At 33.2% G+C, this 4,669-nt stretch carries 3 protein-coding genes and 1 other annotated feature; all 3 genes read left to right on the top strand.

Going from position 1 to position 4,669, the window contains the following annotated elements; genetic code table 11:
• Nucleotides 1–256: 256 nt before the first annotated feature.
• Nucleotides 257–1,453, top strand: coding sequence for an ATP-binding protein (locus ACT8VG_RS07575; protein WP_444195537.1), 1,197 nt, complete (start codon nt 257–259; stop codon nt 1,451–1,453).
• 121 nt (nt 1,454–1,574) lie between these two features.
• Nucleotides 1,575–1,765, top strand: a binding site (T-box leader).
• A gap of 33 nt (nt 1,766–1,798) precedes the next feature.
• The gene (gene metG / locus ACT8VG_RS07570; protein ID WP_187012554.1) at nt 1,799–3,727 is read left to right on the top strand and encodes a methionine--tRNA ligase; all 1,929 of its coding nucleotides are present in this window, start codon (nt 1,799–1,801) and stop codon (nt 3,725–3,727) included.
• Between the two features lie 107 nt (nt 3,728–3,834).
• Nucleotides 3,835–4,669 (top strand): hypothetical protein (locus ACT8VG_RS07565; protein WP_444195536.1); only part of this gene is annotated, 835 nt, incomplete at its 3' end.

Below are 4,669 nucleotides of genomic sequence, written 5' to 3'. Positions count from 1 at the left end.
ATTATTGTCTCTATATAATTTGCGTAACTATTCATACGATACCACCTCAATGGCATTGTAAATCATATATATAATGTGGCAAGTAAAATACAAATTTGCTTAAAACACTCATTTTTCTATTACGGTTTCAAAACTTTAAAATAATTTCATTTTTGAAAGTGGTATCTTGTTCATGCAGTTTTAGAACAGTATAATAAGTGTAGTGGTTCAGTTGCAAAACTATAAAAAATTTAAACTTTTGAAAGTGGGTGAATATATGAAAACAATTGTGAGAAAAAACTATCTCAACAGGATCATTGAACTAAAGGATACACCGGACATTAAAATCATTACTGGTATTCGTCGTTCTGGGAAATCTAAACTAATGCAGGCATACATTGAATACCTAAAAACAAATTACGATAATATCAATATAATTTTTATTGATTTTATGGATTTGAAGTTTGAAGAAATCAAGGAATATCATGCACTCCATTCTTATGTAGAGCAACATTATGTAGCAGGTAAAATGAATTATCTCTTTGTAGATGAAGTTCAGATGTGTCCAAAGTTTGAGTTAGCTATTAATAGTCTCTATTCTAAAGGAAAGTATGATATCTATGTAACTGGTTCTAATGCTTTCTTGTTGAGTGCTGATCTAGCAACTCTCTTTACAGGACGATATATTGAAATACATGTATTTCCTTTCAGCTTTCAAGAATATTGTGAATATTATAGTGATGTGAGTGATAAGGATAAACTTTTTGATGAATACTCTTTTAAAGGTGGCTTGGCAGGCTCTTATTTATATCCAAATGATAGGGATAGGGTTACTTATATTAAGGAAGTCTATGAAACTATTGTGACAAGAGATCTAGTTCAAAAGTATGCTTTACCTGATACAACTGTATTACAAAGACTAAGTGAATTCTTGATGGATAATATTAGTAATTTGACTTCTCCAAATAAGGTGAGTCAGCTTTTAACTGCGAATAATGTATCTACAAATCATGTCACAGTACGTAAATACATTAAATACTTATGTAACGCTTTTGTTTTCTATGATATTAAGAGATATGATATTCGTGGTAAGAGATATTTGGAAAGTTCTGAGAAGTTTTATTTGTGTGATACAGGTATTCGCTATGCTATTTTAGGTAGCAGAAATATGGAATATGGCAGAGTGTATGAGAATATGGTTTGTATTGAACTATTACGTCGTGGTTATGATGTTTATGTTGGAAAACTCTACCAGAAAGAGATAGACTTTGTAGCTCAAAGAGGTAGTGAAAAAATCTATATTCAGGTGAGTGATAATATCTCAGCACAGGAAACTTTTGAGAGAGAATACTCTCCTTTACTACAAATTAGAGATGCATATACTAAAATGATTATTGCCAGAACGAGACATCCAAAGTATAGCTATGAAGGTATTGTGATTTACGATATTGCTGAATGGTTACTAGAAGAGTAAGTACTTTAATGGTTCACTTTCAAAACTTTAAAAATATTCAACTTTTGAAAGTGAACATCTTAATGTGAGGACTTTCAACCCTATCATTGACAAGGTTGTAGAAATTTGTTAAAGTTTTAAAGTAAAAGCAATGAACAGAAGAGACTAAAGTGAAATGCATAGAGAACTTATGGCTGGTGTAAATAAGTGTGAAGCTTTAGAAAGATGGTCTGGGAGCTGTTATCTCTAATAGGGATAACCGTAACTCGCGTTAAGAGATTGAGTGACACGTAAGTGTAAAAAAGGTGGTACCGCGATAATTTCGTCCTTTATTAAGGACGTTTTTTTATTTTCAGGAGGAAAAATATGAAAGATCCAAAAGATTTCTATTTAACAACCGCAATTACTTATACTTCAGGTAAACCTCATATCGGTAATACTTATGAAATTGTATTAAGTGATGCAATCTGCCGTGCTAAGAGACAGCAGGGCTATAATGTACGTTTTCAGACAGGTACAGATGAACACGGACAGAAAATTGAATTGAAGGCTAAAGAAGCTGGAATTGAACCAAAGGAATATGTAGATAAAGTTGCTGGAGAAGTAAAACGTATCTGGGATATGATGGATGTCACTTATGATAAGTTCATCCGTACTACAGATGAATATCATGTAAAACAAGTACAGAAGATTTTTAAGAAGTTACATGACAAAGGTGATATTTATTTAGGTCATTATGAAGGTAAATACTGTACTGCATGTGAATCATTCTTTACAGAATCTCAGTTAGTAGATGGAAAATGTCCTGACTGTGGTGGAGAAGTACATGATGCTAAAGAAGAAGCATACTTCTTTAAATTATCTAAATATCAGGATCGTTTAATGCAGTATTATAATGATCATCCAGAATTTATTCAGCCAGAATCAAGAAAGAATGAAATGGTCAATAACTTCTTAAAACCAGGTTTACAGGATTTATGTGTATCAAGAACTTCATTTACTTGGTCAATCCCTGTAGACTTCGATCCAAAGCATGTTGTATATGTATGGATTGATGCATTAGTTAACTATATTACTGGTTTAGGTTATGATTTAGATGGTCATAGTGATCCATTATTTGATAAATATTGGCCTGCAGATGTACATGTTATTGGTAAGGATATCGTAAGATTCCATACTATTTACTGGCCAATCATTTTAATGGCATTAGATTTACCTCTACCAAAACAGGTATTTGGTCATCCTTGGTTACTAATGGGTGATTCTAAGATGTCTAAACATTTAGGTAACGTTATTTATGCGGATGACTTAGTAGACCTATTTGGTGTAGATGCTGTAAGATACTATTTATTACATGAAATCCCATATGATAACGATGGTTCAATTACTTGGGACTTATTAGTAGAACGTATTAATAGTGATCTTGCTAATATCTTAGGTAACTTAGTAAACAGAACAATCGCTATGTGTAATAAATACTTTGATGGTGTTGTTACTAATACAAATGTATGTGAACCAGTAGATGATGAATTAAAATCAATCGCACTCGCAATGCCAGGAAAGACTATTAAGTTAGAAAATGAATTCAAGCTTGCTAAGGCATTGGATGAAATCTATGTATTATTAAGACGTACTAATAAGTATATTGATGATACTATGCCTTGGGCTCTTGCAAAGGATGAAACTAAGAAAGATCGTCTTGCGACAGTACTTTATAACTTAGTAGAAGCTATCAGATTCTCAGCTATCGCATTAGAACCATTCATTCCTGGTACATCTAAGAAAATCTTAGATATGATTAATACAGATGAAAGAGATATGATGAAGTTAGATACTTTCGGTTCATATAAATCAGGTACTAAAGTGACTGATCATCCAGAAGTATTATTTGCAAGATTAGATCCTAAAGAAGTAGCTAAACAGGTAGAAAAGTTAACTCCTGCTAAGCCAGTTGTTCCAGAAAAGAAGGATGAAACACCTGAAATCACTATTGATGATTTCGCTAAGGTAGAATTAGTTGTAGGTGAAGTAAAGAAATGTGAAAAGCATCCTAAAGCAGATCGTCTTCTTGTATCACAGATTGATATTGGTGGAGAAGTAAGACAGATTGTTTCAGGTATCGCAGATAGTTATTCACCAGAAGACATGCCTGGTAAGAAGGTAATTGTTGTAAAGAACTTAAAACCAGCTAAATTAAGAGGTGTAGAATCTCAGGGTATGATTCTTGCAGGTGGCACTAAGAAATCTATTAAAGTATTAGAAACAGATTTACCAGCAGGTACAAAAATCAGCTAACATAAAAAGAGTGAACATTAAAATGGTACCCATAAGGAGGACAACAACCTGACAGTTGTGATACCCCCTTGTGGGTATCTTTTTTCTTTGGTTGTTGAAATTTCACTATGTACAAATCAAAAAAATACACTGATGAAGAAATTGAGTTATTATCCAGTTCACCATATGTCAAGAATATAAGACAAAACAGACTGGCATTCACTTATGAATTCAGATGCATCCTATATGATGAATGGATCAAGCAGCCATCTACCTTTCAGATAAGGGAAACACTTAAATCATACGGTTTTGACTGTTCAATGCTTAGTTCAAAGGCAATAAGTAAAATTAACGATACCTTTAGGCACTATGGTCGTCCAACTAACGGAAAAAACAAAGTATTGGGAAAGCATGACTCTATTGAAAAGTATAGTAATGCATACCTGATTGATTCAAGGGTATTCGTTAAATCAAGAAATGGAATTAACTTCAGTCTTGAATTCATCAATAATGCCTATAAAGAATACCCTTCTGTGTCCATTGAATCCCTGCTTGAATCTTATGGTCTTAACCCTGAAAAGGTGGGTTATCAAAGAATATACAAATTGAAAAAGAAACTAGAAAATGGAGAAAAAACTAAAGAAAAGATAAGTGCTGATGCAGTAGAGAAATACTCTGGTCATCCATATATCAAGAGATGCACTGCAGCCCATTTCACACTCGTGAAGCAGTTCTATGACGAATCTCTAATATTCATTAGTTATCACATTGATGAGATTCTCAGAATATATGAAATTGATGGTTCTGATCTTCCTATCAGAGTACGAAACAAAATAAAGAAACAGCTCATATCCTGGAATGGTGATTCTGATGATATGGTGGTGGAATGTGATCAGGAGTTCAGATGCCGCATCCAGCACAACAGGATGAGAGCGCTGGAGAAACTGTCAATGATGCATTTTG

The sequence above is a fragment of the Catenibacterium sp. genome, from assembly GCF_052354645.1.
Lineage (GTDB): Bacteria > Bacillota_I > Bacilli_A > Erysipelotrichales > Coprobacillaceae > Catenibacterium > Catenibacterium mitsuoka_A.
Note: the sequence above shows the minus strand (reverse complement) of the source record. Positions and strands in the feature narration are given on the sequence as shown.